Origin of the sequence: Nocardia sp. NPDC058176 (genome assembly GCF_042883805.1) — a bacterium.
Classification (GTDB): Bacteria; Actinomycetota; Actinomycetes; order Mycobacteriales; family Mycobacteriaceae; genus Nocardia.
Genome location: NZ_JBHVVA010000001.1, coordinates 1,631,695 through 1,653,684 on the forward strand (window position 1 = coordinate 1,631,695; position 21,990 = coordinate 1,653,684).

The window sequence follows — 21,990 nt, forward strand, 5'->3', positions numbered from 1 at the left end:
ATGCCCACAGAACACACGCACATCGCCGTGCTCGGCGCCGGTTTCGGCGGCATCGGGCTGACGGTCAAGCTGCGGGAGGCCGGTTTCGACGACATCGTGGTGCTCGAGCGTGCCGACGATCTCGGTGGCACCTGGCAGGCCAACACCTACCCCGGCTGTGCCTGCGACGTGCCGTCTCAGCTCTACAGCTTCTCCTTCGCCCCGAACCCGGAGTGGTCACGCACCTACGGCAAACAGCCCGAGATCCTCGACTACCTGCGCACCGTCGCCGAGCGTCACGACGTGCTCCGGCACCTGCGCCTGGGCACCGAACTGCTCGACGCCCGCTGGGACGACGAGCACGCGCTGTGGCGGATCGAGACCTCGCGCGGCGAGCTCACCGCGGACTACTTCATCTCCGCCGCAGGTGTTTTCGCCGAGGCCAAGTATCCGTCGCTGCCGGGCCTGGACACCTTCGCGGGCCGCTCGTTCCACTCCCTGCACTGGGACCACGACCACGATCTGACCGGCGAGCGGGTCGCGGTGATCGGCACCGGCGCCTCCGCGGTCCAGTTCGTGCCGGAGATCCAGCCGAAGGTCGAGGCGCTGACGGTGTTCCAGCGTTCGGCGCCGTGGATCGTGCCGCGCCTGGACCGTCCGACGCTCGGCCTCGAACGCCTCCTGCTGCGACAGATCCCGTTGGCGCAGAAGGCTGTTCGCGGCACCTGGTACACCCTGATCGAAGGCTTCGGCCTCGTCGGTTTCGTCGACAACCGCTTCCGCCACCCCTACGAGCTGCTGGGCCGGATCCAGTTGCGCCGCCAGATCCGCGACCGCGGACTGCGCGCCAAGGTGACCCCGGACTACATGATCGGCTGCAAACGCGCCATCTTCTCCGATGCCTACCTGCCCGCCCTCGACCAGGACAATGTCGAGGTGGTGACCGACGGTGTCGCCGAGGTGCGCCCGCACTCGATCATCACCCACTCCGGTGCCGAGATCCCGGTGGACACCATCATCTTCGGCACCGGGTTCACCTCGATCCCCACCGCGTTCGACCGCATCGTGGGCCGTGACGGGGTCTCGATCGCCCAGCTCTACCACCAGCGCCCGCAGACCTACCTCGGCGCGGCGGTCGCCGGGTTCCCCAACTTCTTCTGCACCCTCGGCCCGTTCGGCGCGGCCGGGAACCAGTCGGCGATCTTCATGCTCGAATCGCAGATCGCCTACATCGTCGACGCGCTCACCACGCTGCGTGCTCGCGGCGAACGCCGGGTCGAGGTCCGCGGGCAGGTGCAGGACGACTTCGTCGAGGAGATGCGGCGCCGCAGCGCCGACACCGTCTGGTTGACCGGCGGCTGCGAGAGCTACTACACCACGCCCGATGGCGGCAATGCCGGACTGTATCCGAACTGGAGTTTCGAATACCGGCGGCGCACAAGGCGATTCGACATCGAGTCCTATGAGGTGTCGGCATGATTCGGCTGCCCGATCTCGATCCGGCGTCCTGGTTCGCGCCCACCTACGACGTGCGCGACAAGGTCGTCCTGGTCACCGGTGCGGGTCAGGGGATCGGTCGCGAACTCGTCGCCCTCCTGCACCGCCGCGGCGCGATCGTCGTCGTGGTCGATGTCGACGCCGAGGCGGCCCGCCGCACCGCCGCCGACCTGTGGACGCGGGCGCACGCCTTCGGCGCCGATGTCACCGACCGGGCCCGGATGGGCGAGGTGGTCGCGGAGGTGGTGGAGCGGTTCGGTCGTCTCGATGTGGTCGTGGCCAATGCGGGTGTCACGCCGGTGCCCTCGACCGTGCGCACCATGGACCCCGCGGATTTCGACCGGGTGCTCAACATCAACCTGACCGGGGTGTTCAACACCGTGCACCCGGCCCTGGACCACATCGTCGCCGCGCACGGGCATGTGGTCGTGGTGTCCTCGTGCGCCGCGTTCGCACCCGGCATGGGCGGTTCGCCGTACATGGTGAGCAAGGCCGCGGTCGAACAGTTCGGCCGGGCGCTGCGGGTGGAGCTCGCCGCGAGCGGGGCCAGTGCCGGGGTGGCGTACTTCGGCATCGTCGAGACGTCCATGACCCACGACATGCTCGACGCCGACGAGCTCGGCCGCCGGCTCGACGCCCTGCTGCCCTGGCCGCTCAGTGTCCGGATCACCGCCGAGCAGGCGGCCCGCACCATCGCCGACGGCATCGCCCGCCGCGCGCCGCGCACCATCGCACCCAGCGGCTGGGAGCCCTACGCATTGCTGCGCGGAGTGGTGAACGTGGTGCTGGACCGGCACTTGGCAACCGACTCGACCGTGCACCGCCTCGTCCACGCGATCGAGCAGCGACGATGACCGCCGAACGCGGGTCGCTGCGAGCCCGCACGGTCCGGCAGGTCTCCGCCCTCACGGCCGCGCGGATCGCCGAACTCACCCCCGTCAACGCCTACACGCTGCCCACCGCGCGCCTGCTGGTCGAGCAAGCGCTGCGGGCGGCGGCGCCACCGTTGCGCGGGACAACGGCAGTGGCGGTGACAGAGCGCACGACGGCAGCCCCGGCGGCGACCGTGCACAGGTCCGCGGCCGAGTGGGTGACTGGGCGCCGAACCACGACCGTGCCGGCAGCGGAGCACGGAACAGCGGCCGAGGTCGAGGCGGGGCAGGGGACGGCAGGCGAATCAGTGGCAGAGCGCAGGACCGCGGCCGAATCACCGGCCGAACACACGACCGCAGGCGAGACGCCGGCGGCACGCAAGACCGCAGGCGAGTCGCCGGCGGCACGCGCGGCCACAGGCGAGTCGGTGGCAGCGCATGCGATCGCGCACGATGCGGTCGCCGAGCACGGGATTCGTGGGGAGTGGGTGCGGGGGCCACGGGCCGACCGCACCGACGCGGTTGTCCTCTATGTCCATGGCGGCGGATTCGTCGCCGGGTCGGCGCTCGGGTATCGCGGAGTCGCCTCCCGTTTGTCGACCGCAACTGAGCTGATCGTGTTCAACCTGGACTATCGGCTCGCACCCGAACATCCCTTTCCGGCCGCACCGGTGGATGTGGCCGCGGCGTTCCGATGGCTGGCCGCCCGGTTCGGACCGGACCGGGTCGTGGTCGCCGGGGATTCGGCCGGTGGGTTTCTCGCCGCTCACCTCGCCGTCGAGAACGCTCGCGCGGGTCTGGCGCCCCCGGCGGCGCTGGTGCTGTTCTCCCCCATGACCGATCTGAGCCTGGTGCTGGCCGTCGGGCACCGCAATGCCGACCGGGACGGGCTGCTGTCCACCCGGCTCGCCCGCCGGGCCATCGCGCACTTCACCGACGCGCCGTTCGATCTGCGGCCCGAACCGGGAATGTGCCTGCCGCCCACGCTGATCCATGCCAGCGACACCGAGTACTTCGGGGCCGATGCGACGGAACTGGCGCGCCGCTGGCGGGCCACCGGGGCGCGGTGCGAGTTGCGGGTGTGGCCGGATCAGATGCACGCCTTCCAGACCCTGCCCGTCATGGTTCCCGAATCCAGGACGGCCTATCGCGCGGCGGCGCGTTTCGTCGCCTCCCATCTCGGCACCGCCCCGGCGGTCATCACCCAGAAAGTCGCTGCCTCGTGAGCACTCCCCGTTTCGACACCCTGCCCGCCGCCTTCCAGCACACCGCCGCGATCGATCCCGACGCCGTCGCCCTGCGCACCCCCGGTGACACGCAGACCATCAGCTGGCGCGACTACGCCGACCGGGTGCGCGCGGTCGCCGCAGGCCTGGCCGGGCTCGGGGTGCGCCGCGGCGACACCGTCGCCTTGATGATGAGCAACCGCGTGGAGTTCTATCCGCTCGAGGTCGGCGCCCAGCACGTCGGCGCCACCTCGTTCTCGGTGTACAACACGCTCTCCCCCGAACAGCTCGCCTATGTGCTGGGCAATGCCGGCACCCGCGTGGTGATCTGTGAGCCGCAGTACGCGAAGCTGATCGCCTCGTCGGGGGTGGAGCTCGAGCACATCGTGTGCGTCGACGACGCGCCCGAGGGGACGCTGTCGGTGCCCGAGCTGCTCGCCGCCGCGCCGTCCGGCTTCGATTTCGACGCCACCTGGCGCGCGGTCGGCCCCGACGATGTCGCCACGCTGATCTACACCTCCGGCACCACCGGCGCCCCGAAGGGCGTGGAGACCACCCATGCCGCCCTGCTGTTCCAGGTGCACGGCATCGCCGATGTCCTCGGTATCGAATTCGGTGACACCATCACCTCGTTCATGCCGACCGCCCACATCGCCGACCGGCTCACCGCGCTCTACGTGCAGGAGGTGCTCGGCACCCAGGTGACCAGTGTGGGCGATGCCAAGCAGATCGCCGCCGCGCTGGCCGACCTGCGCCCGACCGTGTGGGGCGCGGTGCCGCGGGTGTGGGAGAAGCTCAAGGCCGCCATCGAATTCAAGGTCGCCGCCGAGCCCGACGAGACCCGGCGGCAGGGGATGCAGTGGGCGCTGTCGGTGGCCGCGGCCCGCAGCCGCCATCAGCTCGCGGGGGAACCCGTCCCCGCGGAGTTGGCCGCCGAGTGGGCGCGCGCCGACGAGCTGGTGCTGAGCAAGTTGCGCGCCGCGCTCGGCCTCGACCGGGTGCGCTGGGCGCTGTCCGGCGCGGCCCCGATCCCGCCGCAGACCCTGGCCTTCTTCGCCGGGCTCGGCATTCCCATCGCCGAGATCTGGGGTATGTCCGAGCTGGCCTGCATCTGCAGTGTGAGCCACCCGCGCGACGCGAAGCTGGGTGCGGTCGGAAAGTTGTTGCCCGGCATGGAGTCCCGGGTCGCCGACGACGGTGAACTCCTGGTACGCGGACCGCTGGTGATGAAGGGCTATCGCGGTCAACCCGAGCAGACCGCCGAGGCCGTCGACGCCGAGGGCTGGCTGCGCACCGGCGACATCATCAGCATCGACGCCGACGGCTATCTCACCGTCGTCGACCGCAAGAAGGAGATGATCATCAACGCGGCGGGCAAGAACATGTCCCCGACCAATATCGAGAACGCGATCAAGGCCGCCACTCCCCTGATCGGCGCCATGGCGGTGATCGGCGACGGAAGGCCCTACAACACCGCGCTGATCGTGCTCGACGCCGAATCGGTCGAACCCTACGCCCGCGCACACGGCCTCCCCGATGCCTCGCCGGCCGCCCTGTCCACCGATCCGGGCGTGATCGCCGCGATCAGCGCCGGGGTGGCCCAGGGCAACAGCGCACTCTCGCGCGTGGAGCAGCTCAAGCGCTTCCGCATCCTGCCGACCTTCTGGGAAGCGGGCGGCGACGAGGTCACCCTCACGCTGAAACTCAAGCGCCGTGTCATCGTCACCAAATACGCCGCCGAGATCGACGAGCTCTACGCCGCGGACCCGCACGCGGGAATCCTCGGCCCTCAGTAGCGAATTGCGCTCACGGCGATCGGTGCTCTGGTCGTGGCCGGGCACGACTCTCTAGATTCGAGAGGTAGTGCACGCGCGCATGATTCGGAGGTGCTCATGGGGCAGGACAGTGCGGATTCCGTGTCGGTGACCTGGCTCCGTGAGCACCTGGGCGAGCCCGGTCTGCTCGTCGTGGACTCGAGCGTCGAGTTCGTGGCCGAGGACGGGGAATTCACCCTCACGCCCGGCCGGGCCGCCTATCGCGACGCGCACATTCCCGGCGCGGTGTTCGCCGATCTGCTGACCGACTTCGCCGACCCGTCGTCCGACCAACCGTGTACCGCACCGTCTTCACCACGTTTCGCCGCGGCGGCGGGCGCGATCGGCATCGGCGACGGGGTACGGGTCGTCGTCTACGACCAGCGTGACGGAATCTGGGCCACCCGCTTCTGGTGGCAGCTGCGCCTGGAGGGATTCGACGACGTCGCGGTCCTCGACGGCGGACTTCCCGCATGGCAGGCGGCGGGCGCCGAGATCTCGGATTCCCCGACGGCACCCGCCCCCACCACCTTCACCACCCGCCGCCGCTCGGCACTGCTCCGCTCCACCGACGAGGTGCTGACAGCGATCGGCGACGACAACACCGTGCTCGTCGCCGTCCTCGACCCCGCCACCTACCGCGGCGACACCAGCCCCTTCCCCCGCCCCGGCCACATCCCCGGCAGCATCAACCTGCCCATCGACCAGATCCGCAACCCCGCAACCGGCACCCTGCGCCCCGTCGAGGAACTGCGTTCCCTGTTCGCCGACGTCGGCCTGCTCGACCCGACAATCACGCCCGTCACCTACTGCGGCGGCGGAGTCGCGGCAACCGGCGTAGCCCACGCGTTGGCCCTGGCCGGTCGCGACGACGTCGCCGTCTACGACGGATCCCTGACCGCATGGACCGCCGACCCCGCCCTACCCCTGGTGCTGGGCGAACCACCCCACGCCGACCACCCGCACCCCTGACCTGTCCCTCTGCTCCCCCGGATCTCCGCTCGCTAGGCTGGCAGCGGCGCACGACGGTGTGCCTGTCCCGATCTGTGAGGAGAAACCGCGCCCATGTGGCCGTCCGACTGGCCGACGCCAGCCCGCGCGATCGCGACCACGATCGAATCGGCTGTCATCGCCGCGCAGGCAGCCGACGAATCCGAGTTCACCACCGCGGTCACCGACCTCGCCGCGCTCCCCGCCTATCAGGTGGGTTCGGTCTTGTCGACGATGGTGCGCGAACTGCTGGAGATCGCGCACCCGGACGGACTCACCGGCGACGACATCCGAACCGTCCTGGATGCGGTCGTGCGCCGCTCGATCACCTGGCTCCCCACCCTCGACCCCGCCACGGTCGTCAGCATCCTGACCGGCGCACTCGGTGTCGACGACCCCGACGAACCGGATCGTCCCCGCACCAATCCTCAGCCCGCGGCGATCCTGCTCATCGATCACCTCGCCACCCGGGCCCGGGTCCCGGCGCAGCGCATCGTCGAGCACGCCGTCGCCGAGATCGCCAGGGCCGAGACCGTCGAAATGCCCTGAGCATGCCGACGATCGAACGGACGCATCTCATCCGTTTCGGGTGAAGTCGCCCGGCCCACAGGCCGCCTAGCCTCGCCCAGGACGGGCTGAACCCTGTTCGAGGAGAGGTCGGGCAATGACTGCACCGCAGGACATCCTTGGGGGCTTTCCGACCAGTGTGGCCGTACGGCGCGCCTACGACGAGCTCGACTACCACCGGGCGCTGGCGATGTACCGGTTCTTCTACCCCACCGTGTCGCTGGAGGCGACGTGGCGGGAGAACCTCGCCGCCGGGGCGGTGCCCAACAGGGTGATGGCACTGCTGGTCGGCACCCCCGACCAGTACGTGTTCACCGCCAATTCCGACACGCCCTATTCGGGACTGACCATCGATCTGTCCGAGGGGCCGATGGTGGTGGAGGTGCCGCCCGGCACGCTCATGGGCACGGCCAACGATCTCAACCAGCTCTGGGTCCTCGACCTCGGCCTGCCCGGTCCCGCCGGCGCCGAGGGCGGTAAGCACCTGCTCCTGCCACCGGGCCATGACGGGCCGGTCCCCGACGGGTACTTCACCGGAACGGCAACGACCGATCGGGTTCTCGTACTCGTGCGCGCACTGCCGCACGGCACCGACACCGACGCCGCCATCGCCCTGATGCAGCAGGTGAAGGTGTACCCGCTCGGTGCCGAAGCCGATTCGAATCCCCTGGACTGGGTGGACCTGTCGGTGCAGAAGGGGCTGGACTTCTCGCCGGTGCGCTGGGAGCGCGGCCTCGACTACTGGCGGGTCCTGCACGAGATCCTGCAGACCGAACCGCCCGCCCCGGCCTACCGGTACCAGTACGGCGAACTCGCCGCCCTCGGCATCGTGCGCGGCGCACCGTTCGCACCCGACCGGCGGATGACGGCGATTCTCACCGACGCGGCCCGGCGCGGCCATCTGCACCTGTGTGTCCAGTCCTTCGCCGACCGCCGCCCGGACCGGTTCGTCTGGCCCGACAGCCGCTGGGAGTGGGCCGTGCTCCGCCCGGAGAACGGGACCTTCGACGCCGAGGGCTACACCGATCTCTACGCGCGGGAGAAGTGGTTCTATCAGGCCCAGATCGAATCCCCCGCCATGTTCGCCCGCGAGCCGGGCGCGGGCTCGCTGTACTGGCTCGGCCTGCGCGACAGCGCCGGTATCTATCTCGAGGGCGCGGGTTACTACAGCCTCACCGTGCCGCAGCCGGTTCCGGCGACCCTGTTCTGGTCCATCACCGCCTATGACGCGCGCACCCGCAGCGAGCTGAAGGCGCCCCAGAACCGAGCGGCTCTGCGCTCGCTGTACGAACTCGCCGACATCGACGACACCGCCCCGCTCACGCTCTACTTCGGGCCGACCCCACCGGCGAACACCTCCACCGACCACTGGATCCAAACCGTCCCGGGCACAGGCTGGTTCACCTACTTCCGCATCTACGGCCCCGACGGTCCGGCCTTCGACGGCACCTGGCGGCTACCGGATTTCCGCCGCCACGGGTGATCCTCAGGTCGTCTTCGCGGGGTGGCGCGCCGAGTCGATCGCGGTGAACGCCGCGGCGGCGAGGATCAGGCAGGCCGAGACCAGCAGAGCCACATCGAGGCCGTGATGGAACGCGACCTTTCCGGCCTCGATCGCCTCGTTGACCTTCGACAGATACTGCAGATACGGCGTGATGTTGGTGCCCTCCGGGATACGCCCGCGTTCGACCGCCTGAATGGCATCGGGCTGCAGGGTGGTCGGCAGGCCCACTTCGTCCATGCGCGCCTTCAGATCCGAGGACAGGAACGCGCTCACCAGTGCCCCGAGGATCGCCACGCCGAAGGCCGAACCGACCTGCCGCATCGTATTGGTCACCGCGGCGGCCATGCCCGAGTGTTCCGGCGGGACACCCGACATGACGGCCGAGGTCAGCGGCACCACCGCGATCCCGAAGCCGAAGCCCGCCACCGCCATCGCGGCCGACAGTGAGGGATCGTGCAGTTCTCCGGCCAGCTCGTAGCGCGTCAACAGGATCCCGCCCGCGCCGAGGACACAGCCGAGGACCATCGGAACCCGCGCGCCGCGCCGTGCCACCCAGTAGCCCGCGGCAAGTGACCCGACCACGATCGCGGCGGCCATCGGCGCGAACACGGTGGCGGTGCGCGACCCCGAATAGCCCTGCATCACTTGCAGATACAGCGCGGTGAAGAAGAAGATCGAGAAGATGCCGAAGTAGACGGCGAAGGCGACCACCAGCGCCCCGCGCACGGCGGGCAGCCGCAGATAGCGCAGGTCGAGCATGGGTGCGCGCGCTCGTCGCTCCACGGTGATGAACGCGACGAGGGCCACCGCGCCGATCGCGAACAGCGCGAGCACCGACGGCGAGGTGTACCCCCAGTCCTGGCCGACGGTCGCGGCATAGACGACCGAGCCGAAAGCCGTTGCGGCCAGCAGGGCGCCGACCCAGTCGACGGGCGCGTCGCTGGGATCGGAGCTCTCCGGCACCGACCACAGCGCGGCGATCAGCGCCACCCCGGCGACCACCAGGTTGAACCAGAAGATCGACCGCCACCCGTAGGCGTGCACCAGCACACCGCCGAGCACCGGCCCCGCCGCCAGCGCCAGGCCCGACACCGCCGCCCACACACCGATCGCCTTGGCGCGGGTGCGGCCGTCGGGGAAGACGTGGCGCAGCACCGACAGCGTCCCCGGTTCCGAGGCTGCCGCACCGAGGCCCATGATCGCGCGACCGGCGATGAGCATCGCGACACTGCTCGCGGCCGCGCAGACCACCGAGCCGACGCAGAAGATCACCAGGCCGATGATCATGACCCGCTTGCGGCCGAAGCGGTCACCGAGCGAGCCGCCCGCCAACATCAACCCGGCGAAGACCACCGTGTAGGAGTTGACCACCCACTGCAGCAGGGTGACATCGGTACTCAGCTCGCTCCGGATATCGCCGAGCGCCACGCTCACGACGGTGGTGTCCAAGAAGGTCACGAACACCACGATCACGACTGCGCTCAGTGCGATGCCCGGCCGTCCCGGCGCACCCGGGGCTTTGGCCATCGGTCTCACCGGCACAGGGTAGCGGCAAGATCATCACGGCGGCTGCGCGAACGTCGCTGCGCCACGCGGTGTTCAGCCCGCGGCAGGTTCCAGGACACGCAGGATCGGATCGTAGGCCCAGTTCAGCATGCGCACGGCGTCGTCCTTGGCCGCGGCGCTGCTGTGGTCGGAGCTGTGCAGGACCACGCCGATCAGCGGGATGCCCGCACGGACAGTCTCGAACAGCAGGCAGTGTCCGGCGGCATTGGTGTTGCCGGTCTTGATGCCGATCGTGCCGGGGTACTCCTGCAGCAGCCGGTTCGTCGTCTTCCAGAGGCGCTCACGGTTGCCCGGGCCCGCGGGCACGTAAAAGTCCCTGGCACCGACGATCTCGCGGAACACCGGCAGGCTCATCGCGCGCACGGCGAGGGTGACCAGATTCGCCGGGGTGGAGTGCGTGGTGTAGTCGCCCGGGTTGGGCAGCCCGCTGGGGTCGGTGAAATGCGTTCCCCCGAGACCCATGAACCGCGCGGTGTCGTTCATTCTGGCCAGGAAACCGCCCTGGCCGGGACCGAAGGACTCCGCGAGCGCATACGCCGCGTCGCAGCCGGACGGCAGCAGCAGCGCGTACAGCAGCTGGCGCGCGGTGAGGACCTCGCCGGGTGCGAGCCCGGCGGTGCTGCCATTGTGTTGCGCGCAGTAGCCGACGACCTCCCCCGGGATGGTGACCGGCCGTTCGAGATCACCATCGACGATGACGACCACCGCCGTCATCACCTTCGCGATACTCGCGATGGGGACCGGCGTGTTCGCCTCCCGGGACCACAGCACCGTTCCGGTGAGTCCGTCCGCCAGCGCCGCGCCCGTCGCCTGGAGGCCGTCCGGCCCGCGCGCCGCCCAGGGCAGCAGACCATCGGAGCTTCCGGCGGGCACCGCGGCCGCGACTCCGTGACCGGCCGCGACGGCGATGACGACCCCAGCGACAACAGCGTGCAACACCCGGGCAAATGTCCGCATGGCGACATCCTGCCGTACGACACCCTCGACACCTGGTATTTCCGACCCCGATTCCGCGAGTCCGGTCCGCGCTCACCAGTGGCGGGATCTGCCAGACTGGGGTGGTGAGCGATACCGATGCGGGTACGGGCAGCTACGTCGAGGCCGGGGAGTTCCGCCGCGACACCAACTACATCACCACGCGGATCACCGCCGACGGTCGCGACGGCTATCCCGTCGAACCCGGCCGCTATCGCCTCGTCGCGGCCCGCGCCTGCCCGTGGGCCAACCGCACCCTGATCGTGCGCCGACTGCTCGGCCTCGAACCCGTGCTCTCGCTGGGCCTGTGCGGGCCGACGCACGACAAACTCAGCTGGACTTTCGATCTGGACCCCGGCGAGGTCGACCCGGTCCTGGGCATCCATTACCTGCGTGACGCCTATCTGGCCCGGTTCCCCGACTACCCGCGCGGCATCACCGTGCCCGCCGTCGTCGACATCCCGACCGGCCAGGTCGTCACCAACGACTACGCCCAGATCACGCTCGACTTCTCCACCGAATGGACCGACTACCACCGGCCCGGCGCACCGCAGCTCTATCCCGAACCGCTGCGCGAGCAGATCGACGAGATCAATCGGGAGGTGTTCCGCGACGTCAACAACGGGGTCTACCGCTGCGGTTTCGCCGGCGCGCAGGACGCCTACGACGCCGCGTACGACCGCCTGTTCGCCGCTCTCGATCGACTCACCGAGCGCCTGCGCACCCAGCGCTATCTGGTCGGTGACACCATCACCGAGGCCGATGTGCGGCTGTTCACCACCCTGGCGCGCTTCGATCCGGTCTATCACGGTCATTTCAAGTGCAACCGCAGCAAACTCAGCGAGATGCCGGTCCTGTGGGCCTATGCCCGCGACCTGTTCCAGACTCCTGGTTTCGGTGACACCGTCGATTTCGGCCAGATCAAGGAGCACTACTACGTGGTGCACCGCGACATCAACCCCACGGGGATCGTCCCGGCGGGCCCTGACCTGTCGAACTGGCTCACCCCGCACCACCGAGAGGAACTGGGCGGACGCCCGTTCGGTGAGGGCACTCCCCCGGCGCCGCCGGTTCCCCACGAGCTGGTGCCCGCGATCGTCTGAGATCGCCTGGACGGCGCGTCACGGCTGTTTGCGGGCCTCGATGAGGTAGCGCGCCGAGTGGGCGACGAAGGGGCCCTCGGTGACGATCCGCTCGTGGAGTTCGCGCAGGCGGTCGCGGTAGGCGTCGACGGAGAAGCCCGGCACGATCCAGATCACCTTGCGCAGGAAGTAGATCACCGCGCCGATGTCGTGGAATTCCATGCGCAGCCGCTCGGCTCGCAGGTCGGTCACCACGAGACCCGCGGCTTCGGCGCCCGCCCGGGCGAGGTCGGGATGGCGGCGGTTCCGTACCGCCTCGGGCTGTGGACCGAGGAAGAACTCGCACAGTTCGAAGACGCTCGCCGGGCCGACGTGCTGGGCGAGGTAGACGCCCGCCGGTTCGAGGACGCGGGCGATCTCGGTCCAGTGCACGGTCACCGGATGCCGGCTGGTCACCAGGTCGAAGGCACCGTCGGCGAACGGGAGCGGTGGTTCGTCGTCGTCGGCCACCACCACCACGCCACGGGGGCGCAGCAGGGCCGTGGCCTTGGCGACGTTCGGCGGCCACGCCTCGGTCGCGGCGGTGACCGGCGGTAGGTGCGCGACGCCGCCCAGCACCTCCCCGCCGCCGGTCTGGATGTCGAGGGCGGCGCTCGCCAGGGCGAGCCGCTCGCCGATCAGCCGCTGATAACCCCAGGACGGGCGTTCCTCGGTCGCCCGTCCGTCGAGCCAGGAGAACTCCCATCCGTCCACCGGCGCCGCGGCCGCCTCGTCCACCAGGTCGTCGAAAGTCCGTTCCACCGCCCGATCATGCAGAACACCGGACGCGATGGCCAACTGATTTCCGCACACGGCGCGGCGTGGCCACCGTCGGCTATAGTGGTCTCAAAATGAGACCAGGAGGGGCGATGGCGGATATCTGGGCGCAGTGGCAGGCCGGCGGTGAGGTGATCGAGGTCGCGGTGGGTGGCCGGTCGCGGCGGGTGTTCGTCCGTGCGGTGGGGTCGGGGCCGGTTGTCGTTCTCCTGCACGGGTTTCCGGCCTCCTCGCTGGAGTGGGCCGCGATCGAACCGGCGCTGGCGGCCGAGCACACCGTGGTGACTCTGGACTTCCTCGGCTACGGCGCCAGCGAGAAGCCGCCGGGGCACCGGTACAGCGTGTTCGAGCAGGCCGATCTCGTCGCGGCCGTGCTCGCCGCGCACGGAATCACCCAGGCCCATGTCGTGGCCTACGACTACGGCGGAATCGTGTCGAGCGAGCTCCTCGCACGCGGTGCCGACGCCGGATTCCAGCTCACCGGTGCGACTTTCCTCAATGGCGGGCTGATCGCGGACCAGTATCGCCCGCGCCTGGCGCAGCGTGTGCTGTTGCTGCCGGTGGTCGGCCGACTGCTGGCGCGCGCGTTCACCGAGCCGGTGTTCATCCGCAGCTGGAACGAGATCTTCTCCCCCGACCACCCCCTCGACCGCGAGCTCGCCGCCGTCCACTACCGCGCCCTGCGCGCGAACGACCCCGACGGCGACGTACACCGCCGCCTGCTCGCCTACATCCCCGAACGCGCCGCCCACCGAGACCGCCTCGAACAGGCGATCTTCGGCACCGACGTCCCGGTCTCCTTCCTGTGGGGCATGCGCGACCCGGTCGCGGGCGCCCAGGTCGCCACCGCGATCACCCAGCGCGCCCCACACGCCGACCTGGTCCGCTACGAAGACGCGGGCCACTGCCCCCACCTGGAAATCCCCGACCGAGTCGCCGCCGACCTGCTGACTCGCCTCGACTGACAGCGGTTCCGGATGGGTGCTTGCACTGGACTGCCCCCGGTACGGCCGGGCGTAAGGACGCGAGCTCGGTGTCGGCCGTTGTGCCACAGTGGTTGTGACCAAGATCTTCAGGAGGATCCGTGCCACTGGTCTCAGCCGCTGTCTGCCCACACCCGCCCGCGTTGATACCCGCGGTGGCAGGTACCGCGTCCGCTGAACTGGATGGGTTACGCGCCGCGTGTATCGAATCGATCCGTCGGCTGAGGATGCCCAAGTTCGGCAACGAAGCCGACGGTTGGGCCATCGGTCGGTCCGAGGAGTTCCTCTCCGATCCGACTTCGCCCGACCTGTTGGTGATCGTTGGGTGCGACGACACGACAACGGCATACGAGTCGGCCAACACATTCGGCAGCCTTCGGCGTTACGGCATCGACTGGGACTGGGATTTCGCTTGGTGCCGAGGCGAGCTGGGTTCGCTGCCACTTCCGCTGTCGTTGTCGGTCGGGCTATGGCTCGCCACTGCCCACGGCCCGGAGGGGTTGTTCATCAAACGATTCGCCTATCAATCGGTTTCGTTCGACGCGCTACCGCACGAGTGTGTGGCACTCGGGAAGGAGTTGGCAGCGCAGGAAGACAGGGTTGCCATGCTCGTCGTCGGCGAAGCGGCGCCGGGTGGACAGCTGTCCTCTGACACAGTGAACAGGGCAGCGGCCTACAACAGCGCCCTCACGCGAGCCCTCGCGCACGTGGACACCGCCGCTCTGAGCCAACTCGATCCCGTGGAATCGCGGACGCTGAAAGCAACCGGACGGGCGTCATGGCAGGTTCTGGCCGGTGCGGCCGAGGGGCGAGAACTCGAGGGGCAGCTGGTATCCGATTCGGCTTCCCACGACCGTGGGCTCGTCGTGGCCAGTTGGACCAGCTGACCGGGTAGGTGCAGTGGATAGGGTGGCGACTCATGACGACTCTCACCCTCGACCTTGCCGGATTTCGCGTGCATCGTCTGGGCTTCGGTGCGATGCGGCTGTCCGCCGAACCCGATGATGCCCGCTCCGCTTCGATCGGGTTGCTGCGCAGGGCTGTCGAACTGGGTGTCACGTTGATCGACACGGCGCATCTCTACGGTTGGGGCGCCAACGAGGAACTCGTCGCCGAGGCCCTTCATCCCTATCCCGACGGGCTCCTGGTGGCGACCAAACTCGGCGTCGAGCGCCGCCCCGACCACCCCGACGGGGCGGTGTACAACGGCAGTGAACGTTTCCTGCGCCGTCAGGTCGACGATGCGCTGCGTCGGCTGCGGGTGGACCGGATCGCCCTCATGCAACTGCACCGCGTCGACCCGGCCATTCCGCTCGCCGACCAGGTCGGAGTGCTGGGCGATCTGTGTGCGGAGGGAAAGATCGGCCACATCGGCCTCTCGGAGGTCTCCGCCGCGCAGCTCGCCGAGGCACGCGAAACCGTGGACATCGTGAGTGTGCAGAACCGCTACAACATCCTCGACCGCGAATACGACCAGGTCGTCGATGCCTGCGAACAAGCCGGTATCGCTTTCCTGCCGTGGCGGCCGGTGGTCGCCGGTACTGCGGGTGCGACTGCCGTGATCGCCACGGTCGCTCGTGAGCTCGACGCCACCGCCACCCAGGTCGTCCTCGCCTGGCTGCTGCGCCGCTCGCGCGTCGTCGTGCCCATCCCGGGCACCGCCTCACCCAGCCACCTCACCGAGAACCTCGCGGCAGCCCGTGTGGAACTCACCGACCACCAGTACGAGCGTCTCGACCGTATCGCCGCATCGACAGGCCGATGATCCGGGTCCGGGTCGGGCTCGTGGCGAGCGGCTGCCACCGGACCAGGTACTCGTTCCGGCGGGTGACCGACGGATGTGTTGTCGATTTAGGATGCGGTGGTGGGACTGCAGTTCGGTACGCGGGCGTCGGATTCGCCGTGGGTCGAGTCGGTGTGGACGTGTCGGAGCGAGGATGTCTCGACGATGACGTCGGTCGCGACCGAGACGTGGGGGTTGGTGTTCTGGGGGCAGGAGGGGCGGACGTTCGCGGCGGTCACCGGGCCGGAGACGCGGACCGGGACGGCGCCGGTGCCCGAGGGGGCGGATTTCGTCGGAATCCAGTTCACGGTCGGTACCTCACTGCGGGCCATGGCCACGCCGTCACTCGTGGACGGTGGGGTCGTGCTTCCGGATGTGACCGACCGGACCTTCTGGCTCGACGGCGCCCACCGGGAGATCCCGCGACCCGATGACGCCGAGTCGCTGGTCGACCGGCTGGTCCGGGAGGGGGCCGTGGTCAGTGACCCGCTGGTCGCGGCCACCCTGCGAGGTTCCCCGCCGCAGGTGGCCGAACGCACGCTGGAGCGACGGTTCCGGGCGGCCACGGGACTCACCCACGGCGCGGTGCGGCAGATCGGGCGCGCCCGCACCGCCGCGCTCCTGCTGACGGCGGGTGCACTCCCGGGCGACGTGGTCGACAAGCTCGGGTACTACGACGAGCCGCATCTGGCTCGCGCGCTGCGCCGCTTCGTCGGGCGGACGGCCGGACAGCTGCGGGCCGGGACCGGCGGCACGCTCGCGCTCGACCCCGCTCAGTCGACGACGTCGTAGACGAGCTTGGCCACGCCGTTGGAGTAGGTCGCCGACTCGCGCAGCCGCAGCGACCGCTTGGCACGGTCGGACCGGTCGAACAGGCCCTTGCCCGCGCCGAGCAGGACCGGGAACACCAGCAGGTTGTACCGGTCGATCAGGTCCGCCGCCGCCAGGTTCCTGGCCAGCTCGGCACTGCCGTGAACGAAGACGGCGCCGCCGTCGGTCTGCTTCAGCTTCGCGACATCCTCGGTCGAGCGCAGAATCGTGGTCTCGCCCCATCCGTCGAGCAGCGCGTCCTCGGCCAGGGTGGTGGAGACGACGTACTTCGGCAGGTCCTTGTAGGCGGCGTGATCCTCGGAGTCCCGCCAGATCGGCGCGAACGCCTCGTAGCTGCGACGCCCGAACAGCAGCGCGGTGGTGTCGGCCAGTTCCTCGCCTTTGAGCGAGAAGGCCTCGGGCACGAACTCGGGGTCGAGCACCCAACCGCCGCTGCGGTGGCCCTCGACGGTGCCACCGGGCGAGTCGACGACGCCGTCCAGCGACATGAAGCCTGTGTAGACGAGTTCGCGTGCCATCAATTCCTCCTGGATACGAGCATCAACTTCTCGCTCGTCAGCTTAGGAATCCCCGCAGGCGCTGTCTTGGACGAAACCGACACGCTCCGCCGCAACCCTTCCCCCTTTCACTGTATACACGATTCCGTGCCCTCATGAGGCGCCGATCCGTGGTCCATAATCGCTCGCGATATACCCAAAACACCAGGTGAGGAGTATCGGGATGGCTTATGTGCTCGGCTTCGGGGAGATCGATCGGACACAGGTCGCGATCGTGGGCGGCAAGGGCGCGAACCTCGGTGAACTGTCGCGCATCGACGGCGTCGCGGTGCCGGACGGCTTCTGTGTGACGACGGATGCCTTCGCGCGCACGGTGGCGGGCGTGCCGTCCATCGACGACCGGCTCGACGAACTCGCCCGCCTCGCACCGGACGACCGGTCGGCGATCACCGAGCTCAGCGCGCGGATCCGGCGCGCGGTCGAAGAACTCGCCGTTCCCGATGATGTGGCGGCCGAGATCGTCGCCGCGCACGCCCGGCTCGGCGTCGACGGCGCCTATGCCGTCCGGTCCAGTGCCACGGCCGAGGATCTGCCCACCGCGTCCTTCGCGGGCCAGCAGGACACCTTTCTCAATGTGCTCGGCTCCGCGGCGATCCTCGAGCACGTGCGTCGCTGTTGGGGTTCGCTGTTCACCGAGCGAGCGGTCACCTATCGGCTGCGTAATGGTTTCGGCCACAGGTCGATTCGGATGGCGGTGGTGGTGCAGCGGATGGTGTTCCCGCGCGCCTCGGGCATCCTGGTCACCGCCGACCCCGTCACCTCCGACCGGACCGTCGTGTCCATCGACGCGGGTTTCGGCCTCGGCGAGGCCCTGGTGTCGGGTCTCGTGAACGCCGATGTGTACCGGGTACGCGACGGCGCGATCATCGGCGCGACGACAGCCACCAAGAAGCTCGCCGTCGAGCCGGTGCCGACCGGTGGAACGCAGGTGCGCGAGATCGCCGAGAACCGCCGCGACGAGCCGGTTCTGACCGAGGCCGAAGTGCTCCGGCTCGCCGACGAGGGCCGCCGCATCGAGGCGCATTTCGGCAGCCCGCAGGACATCGAATGGTGCCTCGACGGTGCCGATATCCGCATCGTGCAGAGCAGGCCGATCACCACGCTGTTTCCGATTCCCGTCGCCGCCGACGAGCAGAACCGCGTCTACGTGTCGGTCGGCCATCAGCAGATGATGACCGACGCGATGAAGCCGCTGGGTATCTCGCTGTGGCAGTTGACGAGTCGCGCGCCCATGCGCGATGCGGGCGGGCGGCTGTTCGTCGATGTCACCCCGGCGCTGTCCTCGCCGACGACCTGCACCGGCCTGATCGAGGCGCTGGGCAAGTCCGATCCGCTCATCGGCGACGCGTTGCAGACCGTCATCGACCGCGGTGACTTCATCCGCCAAGTGCCGCAGCCGGTTTCCGGTGGCACACCGACCGCGCTGCAAGGGGGTGGACCCGAGCCGATCGAGACCGATCCCGGCATCGTCACCGAGCTCATCACGGAGAGCGAGGTCTCCCTCGCGGCGCTGAAACGAGACATCCGCGCCGAGTCCGGACCGGCGCTGATCGACTTCATCCGAGCCGATATCGAGGAGTTGCGGCGCGTGCTGTTCGCGCCCCGCGGGCTGGAGGTGATCACGGCCGGGATGGATGCCGCGGAGTGGCTCAATGTCCAACTGTGGGAGTGGTTGGGCGAGAAGAACGCCGCCGACGCGCTCACCCAGTCGGTGCCGGGGAACGTGACCTCGGAGATGGGCCTTGCGCTGCTGGACGTCGCCGATGCGCTCCGCCCGCACCCGCAGGTGGTGGCCTATCTGCGGCAGGTCGAGGAGGCGGGGCCGACAGGATCGGATTTCCTGGGCGAGCTGGCCGAATGCCAAGGAGGGGATGAGGCGCGGGCCGCGATCGAGGACTTCCTCGACAGGTACGGCATGCGCTGTGTCGGCGAGATCGACATCACCCGGCCGCGCTGGAGCGAAAGCCCCGCCACCCTCGTGCCGACGATCCTGAGCAATATCAAGAACTTCGGGCCCGGCGCGGGCAGACAGCGCTTCGCCGACGGTCTCCGCGACGCCGAGGAGACGAAACACCAACTCCTGCAACGACTCCATGCCCTGCCAGACGGCGAACGCAAGGCCGAGGAGACCGCGGCGATGATCGACCGGGTCCGCACGTTCTCCGGGTATCGGGAGTATCCGAAATACGGCATGGTGAGCCGCTATTTCGTCTACAAGCAGGCCCTGTCGGCCGAGGCCGCGCGGCTGGTCGAGGCCGGGGTCCTGCGCGAGCCCGAGGACATCTTCTACCTCCGGTTCGACGAACTCGACGAGGTGGTCCGTACGCGCCGCGCGGATGCGGAACTCATCGACGAGCGCAAGGCAGCGTTCCGCACGTACGAGACGCTCACCGCGCCACGGGTGCTCACCTCCGACGGCGAGGCCGTCACCGGAACGTACCGGCGCGAGGACCTGCCCGCGGGCGCGCTGCCCGGGATGGCGGTGTCGGCCGGGATCATCGAGGGGCGCGCTCGCGTGATCACCGATATCGCGCAGGCCGATCTCGCGGCGGGCGACATCCTGGTCACCGCCTACACCGATCCGAGCTGGACGCCGCTGTTCGTCGCGATCGCGGGACTGGTGACCGAGGTCGGCGGTCTGATGACGCACGGCGCGGTGATCGCCCGCGAATACGGGCTGCCCGCCGTCGTCGGTGTCGAACACGCCACCGAGCTGATCCGTGACGGGCAGCGCATCCGGGTGAACGGCACGGACGGATACGTCGAGATCCTCACGACAGCAGCGGCAGGATGACATCGTCGACGATCCCGGTGATCGTCGCGTCGGGCACCGGCGCGCCCTCGGTCAGGAACCGGAACACCACCAGTTCCGGGCCGAGGGTGGCACCGGTCGAGTCGACGGCGTCGGCGCGGATCTCCCCGGCGGCGGCCGCCGCACGCAGCATGGTGCGCAGTTCGGCGGCCCGCGGGTCGAAGATCGATGCGTGCAGCGCCGCCATCAGGGCCGGGCGGCGATGGGTTTCGCTGAGAATCGCGCGCAGAATGCTGCCGAACGGCCCGGCGAGACCGAACGCCAGGCCGCGCAGGAGGGCGAGCAGGTCCTCGCGGAGGTGGCCCGAGTACTCCGGTCCCGGACGGAGCGGAAACCCGTGGCGCACCGCGTCGAGCACCATGTCGTCCTTGTTCTTCCAGCGGCGGTACAGCGGCGCCTTGCCGGTGCCCGCTCTGGCCGCGACGCCCTCCATCGTCAGGGCGCCGTACCCCACGTCGGCGAGTTCGGCCAGGACCGCGGCGTGGATCGCGCGCAGCAGATCCTCGCCCCGGCGCCGGGTGCGGACACGCTGTGCGGGATCCATCCGCCTCAGCGTAGCCGCGCACCATCAGGCGTCGACCACCAGCAACGGCCCCCGGGAGCGGGAGACGCACGGGTGGAAGACCGTCGCGGAATCCCGCGCGACCTCGGTGCGATGGTCGGGATGCCCGGCCTCCACGCGCAGGACGCAGCTGCCGCACAGTCCGTTCTCGCAGGAGCCCGGGGCGGTGGGCAGGGCGGTGCGCAGGGCGTCCAGGGCGCTCACCGACTCGGGCACCCGCACGACGCGGTGGGTCCGCGAGAGGTAGAGATCGAAGGCCGGTGCCGGCGCGTCGCTGCGGTCGGTGGCGGCGAAGCGTTCCAGATGCAGTGTGGGACCGGCATGTTCGGACAGAGCCCGCATCAGGCTTTCGGGACCGCAGCAGTAGACGGCGGTGCCGTCGGGCTGTTCGGCGAGCAGGGCCGCGAAGTCGGGGCGCGGGGTGGTGTCCGACGGCAGGACCCGTACCCGGTGGCCGTAGGCGCGCTCGAGGTCGTCGGTGAAGGGCATCCGGTCGCGGGATCGGCCGCGATGGATCAGCTGCCACGGGCGGCCCTCGGCGGTCAGCCGGGCGATCATGGGCAGGAAGGGGGTGACCCCGATCCCGCCCGCGACGAACAGGTACGCGGGCGCGTCGACGAGGGGGAAGTTGTTGCGGGGACCGCCGATTCGCACGGTGTCGCCCGAGGTCAGCGCGTGGATCTCGCGGGACGCGCCGCGCCCCTCGTCCTCGCGCAGGACCGCGATCTCGTAGCCGGTCCGGTCGGCGGGGTCGCCACACAGCGAGTACTGCCTGGTCTTGCCCGAGGGCAGGACCAGATCGATGTGGGCTCCCGGTTCCCACGGTCCGGCCTCGCAGGCGATGCGCACGGCCACGACCTCGGGGGTGAGCCGGGTGACGCGGTCGATCACGCCGGTCCGGGTGTCCTGATCTAGAGCGACGGGCACCGCGGCCTTCCGCGTGCGGCGTGCCCGGGTGACCAGTGCGAGGATCAACGTCACGAGCGACAGAATCGGCGCCGGATTGCCCAGTGCCACACCGGTTGCGACGTCGCCCAGCGGCGCGAGCACACCGAGTGCGTACAGCCAGGCGGGCGCGGGAACCGGACGAGCGCGAGCGCGTTCACCCAGGGGCGTCCGCCCCCACGGTTTGGCCACCGACAGCCACACCTGAAAGGCCAGCCCGACGACCATCACCCCGGAGGCGACGGCCAGCGACAGCGCCAGACCGTCGGAGCCCTGCTCGGTGGCCGCCACGGTCTCGTGCATCGCCGCGGAGAGGACGAAGATCCCCAGATACAGCTGACCGAGCGTGAGGACGAACTTCAGCCCGACCCACCAGTAGTGGAGGTAGCCCCACGCGGTGACCGCCGCCAGGATCAGGCCCGTGAACGCGGAGGTGTTGGCCGAGTGGACCAGCACGGTCTGATCGAGCAGCTCGGCGGTCGCCGCGGCTCCCGTCTTGCGATCCCCCGGTGGCGAGAACGCGCTGACCAGCAGCAGTACGGTCAAGGCGATCGCTTGACTGAGCCAGCTGACCGACGAGACCACGTGCAGCCACACCAGCAGGTGGCGGAGACTACGCGACATACCAA

General features: G+C 69.6%; 19 protein-coding genes. 13 read left to right on the forward strand and 6 right to left on the reverse strand.

Annotated features, from left to right (window positions below; all coding sequences use genetic code 11):
• From ACFVVM_RS07685 to ACFVVM_RS07715, 7 genes are all read left to right on the forward strand, one after another.
• Nucleotides 1-1,458, forward strand: coding sequence for a flavin-containing monooxygenase (locus ACFVVM_RS07685; protein ID WP_387614319.1), 1,458 nt, complete (start codon nt 1-3; stop codon nt 1,456-1,458).
• Complete coding sequence (locus ACFVVM_RS07690) at nt 1,455-2,330, forward strand: short-chain dehydrogenase/reductase (protein ID WP_387614321.1); 876 nt, start codon at nt 1,455-1,457, stop codon at nt 2,328-2,330. The genes ACFVVM_RS07685 and ACFVVM_RS07690 overlap by 4 nt, the downstream gene beginning before the upstream one ends.
• Nucleotides 2,327-3,574: an alpha/beta hydrolase fold domain-containing protein gene (locus ACFVVM_RS07695; protein WP_387614324.1), complete on the forward strand. Its 1,248-nt coding sequence runs from the start codon at nt 2,327-2,329 to the stop codon at nt 3,572-3,574. Before ACFVVM_RS07690 ends, ACFVVM_RS07695 begins: the two co-directional genes overlap by 4 nt.
• Nucleotides 3,571-5,370, forward strand: a complete 1,800-nt coding sequence (fadD11, locus tag ACFVVM_RS07700; RefSeq protein ID WP_387614327.1) for a fatty acid--CoA ligase FadD11 — start codon at nt 3,571-3,573, stop codon at nt 5,368-5,370. The genes ACFVVM_RS07695 and fadD11 overlap by 4 nt, the downstream gene beginning before the upstream one ends.
• A gap of 96 nt (nt 5,371-5,466) precedes the next feature.
• On the forward strand, nt 5,467-6,360 hold the full coding sequence (locus ACFVVM_RS07705) for a sulfurtransferase (RefSeq protein ID WP_387614328.1): 894 nt from the start codon (nt 5,467-5,469) through the stop codon (nt 6,358-6,360).
• Between the two features lie 93 nt (nt 6,361-6,453).
• Nucleotides 6,454-6,927: a hypothetical protein gene (locus ACFVVM_RS07710; protein ID WP_387614331.1), complete on the forward strand. Its 474-nt coding sequence runs from the start codon at nt 6,454-6,456 to the stop codon at nt 6,925-6,927.
• Nucleotides 6,928-7,042: 115 nt separating this feature from the next.
• Nucleotides 7,043-8,428, forward strand: a complete 1,386-nt coding sequence (locus ACFVVM_RS07715; RefSeq protein ID WP_387614334.1) for a DUF1254 domain-containing protein — start codon at nt 7,043-7,045, stop codon at nt 8,426-8,428.
• Nucleotides 8,429-8,431: 3 nt separating this feature from the next.
• On the opposite strand, the gene ACFVVM_RS07720 is transcribed toward ACFVVM_RS07715, so the two are convergent.
• On the reverse strand, nt 8,432-9,976 hold the full coding sequence (locus ACFVVM_RS07720; RefSeq protein ID WP_387614337.1) for an MFS transporter: 1,545 nt from the start codon (nt 9,974-9,976) through the stop codon (nt 8,432-8,434).
• A 72-nt stretch (nt 9,977-10,048) separates the two neighbouring features.
• A complete protein-coding gene (locus ACFVVM_RS07725; protein WP_387614339.1) occupies nt 10,049-10,972 on the reverse strand; it encodes a D-alanyl-D-alanine carboxypeptidase family protein in 924 nt (307 codons plus the stop codon).
• 104 nt (nt 10,973-11,076) lie between these two features.
• On the opposite strand from ACFVVM_RS07725, the gene ACFVVM_RS07730 reads away from it, so the two are divergent.
• On the forward strand, nt 11,077-12,093 hold the full coding sequence (locus ACFVVM_RS07730) for a glutathione S-transferase family protein (protein ID WP_387614342.1): 1,017 nt from the start codon (nt 11,077-11,079) through the stop codon (nt 12,091-12,093).
• A gap of 18 nt (nt 12,094-12,111) precedes the next feature.
• Here the strand turns inward: ACFVVM_RS07730 and ACFVVM_RS07735 are convergent, their stop codons facing one another.
• Entirely contained in the window at nt 12,112-12,873 is a 762-nt protein-coding gene (locus ACFVVM_RS07735; RefSeq protein ID WP_387614344.1) for a class I SAM-dependent methyltransferase, read from the reverse strand.
• Between the two features lie 107 nt (nt 12,874-12,980).
• Between ACFVVM_RS07735 and ACFVVM_RS07740 the strand changes: the two genes are divergently transcribed.
• The 4 genes from ACFVVM_RS07740 (at nt 12,981) to ACFVVM_RS07755 (ending at nt 16,446) form a co-directional block, all read left to right on the forward strand.
• Nucleotides 12,981-13,853: an alpha/beta fold hydrolase gene (locus ACFVVM_RS07740; protein WP_387614347.1), complete on the forward strand. Its 873-nt coding sequence runs from the start codon at nt 12,981-12,983 to the stop codon at nt 13,851-13,853.
• 173 nt (nt 13,854-14,026) lie between these two features.
• Nucleotides 14,027-14,758 carry a hypothetical protein gene (locus ACFVVM_RS07745; RefSeq protein ID WP_387614350.1) on the forward strand — a complete coding sequence of 244 codons (732 nt, stop codon included), beginning with the start codon at nt 14,027-14,029 and terminating at the stop codon, nt 14,756-14,758.
• Between the two features lie 32 nt (nt 14,759-14,790).
• Nucleotides 14,791-15,636 (forward strand): aldo/keto reductase, encoded by an 846-nt coding sequence (locus tag ACFVVM_RS07750; RefSeq protein WP_387614353.1) that lies wholly within the window; start codon nt 14,791-14,793, stop codon nt 15,634-15,636.
• A gap of 183 nt (nt 15,637-15,819) precedes the next feature.
• The gene (locus tag ACFVVM_RS07755; protein ID WP_387614356.1) at nt 15,820-16,446 is read left to right on the forward strand and encodes a helix-turn-helix domain-containing protein; all 627 of its coding nucleotides are present in this window, start codon (nt 15,820-15,822) and stop codon (nt 16,444-16,446) included.
• Here the strand turns inward: ACFVVM_RS07755 and ACFVVM_RS07760 are convergent.
• On the reverse strand, nt 16,428-17,003 hold the full coding sequence (locus tag ACFVVM_RS07760) for a dihydrofolate reductase family protein (protein WP_387614358.1): 576 nt from the start codon (nt 17,001-17,003) through the stop codon (nt 16,428-16,430). The genes ACFVVM_RS07755 and ACFVVM_RS07760 overlap by 19 nt on opposite strands.
• 202 nt (nt 17,004-17,205) lie before the next feature.
• Between ACFVVM_RS07760 and rph the strand changes: the two genes are divergently transcribed.
• The gene (rph, locus tag ACFVVM_RS07765; RefSeq protein ID WP_387614360.1) at nt 17,206-19,836 is read left to right on the forward strand and encodes a rifamycin-inactivating phosphotransferase; all 2,631 of its coding nucleotides are present in this window, start codon (nt 17,206-17,208) and stop codon (nt 19,834-19,836) included.
• Here the strand turns inward: rph and ACFVVM_RS07770 are convergent.
• Both ACFVVM_RS07770 and ACFVVM_RS07775 read right to left on the reverse strand, forming a co-directional pair.
• A complete protein-coding gene (locus ACFVVM_RS07770) occupies nt 19,814-20,398 on the reverse strand; it encodes a TetR/AcrR family transcriptional regulator (protein WP_387614362.1) in 585 nt (194 codons plus the stop codon). The two genes, rph and ACFVVM_RS07770, sit on opposite strands and share 23 nt — an antisense overlap.
• A 24-nt stretch (nt 20,399-20,422) precedes the next feature.
• On the reverse strand, nt 20,423-21,985 hold the full coding sequence (locus ACFVVM_RS07775; RefSeq protein WP_387614365.1) for a PDR/VanB family oxidoreductase: 1,563 nt from the start codon (nt 21,983-21,985) through the stop codon (nt 20,423-20,425).
• Nucleotides 21,986-21,990: the final 5 nt, after the last annotated feature.